Genomic DNA, 4661 nt, shown 5'->3' with positions numbered 1-4661 from the left:
CCCGTACGCCGGCCCGTACGGCGGGCCCGCGGGCGACGCCCAGCCGCCCGCCGACGCCGGTGCTTACGGGGCCCCGGGCACGGCGCCCCCGCCCGCCGGCGCCGGACAGTACGGCGCTCCAGCGGGCGGAGCCCCGCTGCCTTCGGAGGGCGCGGGCGGGCAGCCGCCGCAGCAGGCCGGCGCGTACGGGCCTCCCGCTGGAGGCGGCCTGCCTCCGGCCTCCGGGGGTGCGTACGGGCCCGCCGGCGGGGGCGGTTCGCTGCCGCAGGGCGCTGACGCGTACAACTCCGCCGCCGGGGCAGCGGGCTCCCAGGGGACCGGTGGGTACGGGACCGGCCCTGCCGGGGGGCAGGCGCCTCAGCAGACCGATGCGTACGGGACCGGCCCCGCAGGCGGGCAGGCGCCTCAGCAGGCCGACGCGTACGGGTCTTCTGCCGGGGGCGGTCTGCCTCCGGCTCCCGGCGCGTACGGGTCTGCCGACGGGCAGCTGCCCCGGCAGAGTGATGCGTACGGGTCCGCTGCCGCGGGCGGTCCGCAGCCGCTGGTCTCCGGCGGGCACGGGTCCGCTGCCGGACGTGCGCCCCTGCCGCCGGCCGCCGACGAGGGGGTGACCCAGTATCTGCCGCCCGTCGCCGCCACCCCTGCCGACGAGGGGGCGACGCAGTACATACCCCCGGTGGGCCCGGGCGCGCTGCCGCCCGAGATGCCCGCCGAGCAGGACTCCGAGGCGACGCGGTTCCTGGGGACCGGGCCGTTGCCGCCCGCCTCGAACCCGGACGCCGAGGCGACGCAGTACATCGCGCCGGTGCCCGGCGGCGACCAGCAGCCGCCCGCCGGGTTCGAGAACCTCTTCCGCAGCGAGCACGGCGCCGAGAGCCCGGCCGCGGCCACCCAGCAGCTGCCCCGCTTCGAGCAGCCCCAGCCCCAGCCCTCCTACGCCCCGCCCAGCGGTGGCCACTCCGGCGGTGGCCACTCCGGCGGTGGCCACTCCGGTCGCGGTGGGCGTACCGGCTCTCGCGTGCCGGTCATCGCGGCCGTCGGCATCGGCATCGCCGTCCTCGGCGTCGGTGCCGGCGCGCTGCTCGCGGGCGGCGGAGGCGGTGACGACGGCGGCGGCGACAACAACAAGACCGTGGCCGCCTCGGCGCCCGCGACGGACGGTTCCGCCTCTCCGTCCGCCGACCCGGCCCGCGCGCAGGCGGTCGAGCTGGACAAGCTGCTCGCCGACAGCGGCAACAGCCGCAGCACCGTGATCAACGCGGTGGCCGACGTGAAGGGTTGCGACAACCTCGCCCAGGCCGCCAAGGACCTGCGCGACGCGGCCAGGCAGCGCAACCAGCTGGTCACCCGGCTCTCCGGCGTCACGGTCGACAAGCTGCCCGACCACGCCGCGCTGACCACCGCCCTCACCAAGGCGTGGCAGGCCTCGGCCTCGGCCGACAACCACTACGCGGCCTGGGCCGACCAGACCGCGGGCAAGAAGGGCTGCAAGAAGGGCCAGGCCCGCGTCACCGGCCAGACTCAGGCCGGCAACCGGGCCAGCGGTGTCGCGAGTGCCGAGAAGGCCAAGGCGGCCAAGCTGTGGAACGGCATCGCGAAGACGTACGGCCTGACCGAGCGGCAGCCGACGCAGCTGTGAGGCAATCCGGTCCGGGCGTGAACTGCTGAGCCGGGCTCAGTAGTTCACGTCGGCGTTCTCAAGCGTCTGTGTGGTGTCGACGAAGCCCTTCCGCGCCGACACCAGCCGTCCCTCCCGCACCACCTGAAGGGTCACGTTCGCATTGACCAGGCGCGGGAAGCCGACGGAGGCGAGCTTGCCCTGGAACCGCCACCGAAGCGTCGGCGTGAGCCCGCCCGTGCTGATCCCGAGGCCGTCGTCGAGGGCCTCCGTGACCGTGTCGGCGGTCACCTCACCGTCGCCGAGCGACTCGACGACCTTGTGGAACACGCTGTAGGCGATCCACGTGGTCTGCACCCCGGCGTCCGCGGGGTCGATGCTGTTGTCGTCGAAGGCCTCCTCCTTGATCACCCGCTTCATCGCGTCCCAGCGGGGATCGCTCGCCACCGGGTACCAGCCGGTGATGTACGAGCCCTCGTACGGACCCGACGCCCCGCCGGTCGCGTCGATCACCGTCTGGTCGACGCTGCCGAGCACGGTGGCCGTCCGTACGTCGGGGTATTCCTCGCGAGCCCGCCGGAAGGAGTCCATGAAGGTGCCGTTGCGGTCCCCGAGCGCGGGCACCACACACCCATCGTCCCCGGGGTCCGTGGTCGTCGTCCGCAGCGCCAGATCGGCGTGGCCGTCGTACTCGGTGGCGTCCTCCGCCGCCCGCTGGTCCCTCGCGGGCGAGTGCCCGCCCGCCTTCAGGCCGGAGTCGAGCAGCGGGGGCAGCTGGTCGCCCGCGATGGTGTCGGGCCGGATCAGCGCGACCGGCCCGCAGCCGGCGAGGGCGCTGCCGAGACCGGCGAGCAGCGCGGCCTGGCCGCCGTTGACGGGGTAGGACAGGGGGCTGGTGAACTCGGCGTTGGTGATGCCGTAGCCGCCTATGTACGGGATGCCCGCGCCCTCCAGGGACGGGAAGAAGGAGTCGGCGTACTGGCTGTAGGATCCTACGACCGCGACGACGTTCTCCTTGGCCGCCCGCCGGGCGCACTTGGCGGCGGCCACGCTGTCATTGTGGTCGTTGCAGGTCAGCACGTTGAGCTTGCGGCCGTTGATCCCGCCCTTGGCGTTGACCCAGCGGGCGTAGGCGCGGGCGAAGGCGGGCATGCCGGGCTTGTTGGTGGCCTTGGTGTCCTGCGGCGCCCAGGTCATGACGGTGATCGGGTCGCCCCCGGCATCCCCCGTGGTGCCGGGGACGACCCCGCAGCCGGCGACGAGAGCCGCGCACGCGACCGCCGCGCCCGCGGAGAGGACGCCGTTTCTGGCGTGACGGGTGAGGAGGCCGGGGAGGAATGTGCTGCGAGTGCGTCGCCTGCCGGTCATGACTCCGCACGATTCCGCCACATGGCTAACCCGTGAGTGTCCTCAGGGCAACAATTGGTGACGCACAGGTGAATTGCAGGGGTCGGTGTGACCGATGTGAAGGGGAACGTACGATCGATGACCGTGCAAGCTTCGGAGAACTCTTCCCGTCGTGGCCGTCGCTCATCCACCATGGGCGGCATGCCTGTCAACGACATGCCGTGGTGGCGCTGGCGCAGCAACGTGCGCTCGGCGCTGCACATGCTCTCCGACCCCGTGTTCCAGCGGGACGTCTGGCTGGCCGGCGTGGACGGCTACGGCGACGTGACCGACGCGGTGTACCGGCTGGTCGAGGACACCTGGCTGGACCACTGGTCCGCCGAGAAGTACGTCGGCACGATCTTCCGCGACTCGCAGGAGGCGGCCCTCGTCGACACGGCCGTGCTGCGGGTGCTGCGGATCATGCACCAGGTCGGCCCGGACGCGCCGGTCGCCACGTACCTCGAGCACCAGGCATGGCCCGAGGCGGTCCGGGCGGCCCGGGACGCGCATGTGCGGCTGGCCGCGAGCGACGGCGAGGACCCGGACACGCCGCCGCGCAGCCTCGACGTACTGCGGATCATGACCAGGTCCGCCTAGCGGGACGATTGCCGGTCGTGTCGGTCCTTGTGGGAACCTGTCCTGCATGAACGAGCAGTCCACCCGCGCCGAGGCCCCGGCCGACCAGTACGTCCTCACCCTCTCCTGTCCGGACAGGAAGGGCATCGTGCACGCCGTGTCGAGCTATCTGTTCATGACCGGCTGCAACATCGAGGACAGTCAGCAGTTCGGCGACCACGACACGGGACTGTTCTTCATGCGGGTCCACTTCTCGGCGGACGCGCCGGTGACCCTGGACAAGCTGCGGGCCAGCTTCGCGGCGATCGGTGACTCCTTCCAGATGGACTGGCAGATCAACCGGGCCGACGAGAAGATGCGCATCCTGCTGATGGTCAGCAAGTTCGGGCACTGCCTGAACGATCTGCTGTTCCGGGCGCGGACCGGGGCGCTGCCGGTGGAGATCGCGGGTGTGGTGTCCAATCACACGGACTTCGCGGAGCTGGTGGATTCGTACAACATCCCCTTCCACCACGTTCCGGTGACGAAGGACACGAAGTCCGAGGCTGAGGCCCGGCTGCTCGACATCGTGCGCGAGGAGGGTGTCGAGCTGGTCGTCCTCGCCCGGTACATGCAGGTGCTGTCGGACGACCTGTGCAAGGCGCTGGCCGGGCGGATCATCAACATCCACCACTCGTTCCTGCCGAGCTTCAAGGGAGCGAAGCCGTATCACCAGGCTCACGCCCGGGGTGTGAAGCTGATCGGGGCGACTGCTCACTACGTGACGGCTGATCTCGACGAGGGGCCGATCATCGAGCAGGAGGTCGAGCGGGTCGGGCACGACGTGACGCCGGAGGGGCTGGTCGCGATCGGGCGCGATGTGGAGTGTCAGGCGCTGGCCCGGGCTGTGAAGTGGCATGCCGAGCAGAGGATTCTGCTCAACGGACGGCGCACGGTGATCTTCGCCTAGGAGCTCCGCAGTTCCCCGCGCCCCTGAGCACGTGCCCCTGCGGTCGGTTCCTACATCCTGCTCAGGTCGATCACGGGGCGCCAGCAATCTTGGGGGATCCGCTCCGTGCCTGGGCTTCTCGTCCGCTGG

At 71.7% G+C, this 4661-nt stretch carries 4 protein-coding genes; 3 read left to right on the top strand and 1 reads right to left on the bottom strand.

Features of this window, described 5'->3' with window-relative positions; all coding sequences use genetic code 11:
- Positions 1–1639, top strand: a 1639-nt coding sequence (locus AOQ53_RS32285) for a hypothetical protein (RefSeq protein ID WP_408055210.1), incomplete at its 5' end; no start/stop codon positions are given.
- Between the two features lie 36 nt (positions 1640–1675).
- Here AOQ53_RS32285 and AOQ53_RS32280 read toward each other — a convergent pair.
- On the bottom strand, positions 1676–2986 hold the full coding sequence (locus AOQ53_RS32280) for an ABC transporter substrate-binding protein (RefSeq protein ID WP_059422660.1): 1311 nt from the start codon (positions 2984–2986) through the stop codon (positions 1676–1678).
- Between the two features lie 117 nt (positions 2987–3103).
- On the opposite strand from AOQ53_RS32280, the gene AOQ53_RS32275 reads away from it, so the two are divergent.
- Together AOQ53_RS32275 and purU are read left to right on the top strand one after the other, a co-directional pair.
- Complete coding sequence (locus AOQ53_RS32275; RefSeq protein WP_059422658.1) at positions 3104–3604, top strand: SCO4402 family protein; 501 nt, start codon at positions 3104–3106, stop codon at positions 3602–3604.
- A gap of 46 nt (positions 3605–3650) precedes the next feature.
- Positions 3651–4532, top strand: a complete 882-nt coding sequence (gene purU, locus AOQ53_RS32270) for a formyltetrahydrofolate deformylase (RefSeq protein ID WP_059422656.1) — start codon at positions 3651–3653, stop codon at positions 4530–4532.
- The last annotated feature ends 129 nt before the right edge of the window (positions 4533–4661 follow it).

This window comes from Streptomyces azureus (genome assembly GCF_001270025.1).
GTDB classification, from domain to species: Bacteria; Actinomycetota; Actinomycetes; order Streptomycetales; family Streptomycetaceae; genus Streptomyces; species Streptomyces azureus.
This window is presented reverse-complemented; position numbering and strand designations above follow the sequence as displayed.

Excerpts from the sequence above, each read along its gene's own strand:
- AOQ53_RS32280 (WP_059422660.1), bottom strand. The coding sequence starts at position 2,986 with ATGACCGGCAGGCGACGCACTCGCAGCACATTCCTCCCCGGCCTCCTC.
- AOQ53_RS32275 (WP_059422658.1), top strand. The coding sequence starts at position 3,104 with ATGACCGTGCAAGCTTCGGAGAACTCTTCCCGTCGTGGCCGTCGCTCA.
- purU (WP_059422656.1), top strand. The coding sequence starts at position 3,651 with ATGAACGAGCAGTCCACCCGCGCCGAGGCCCCGGCCGACCAGTACGTC.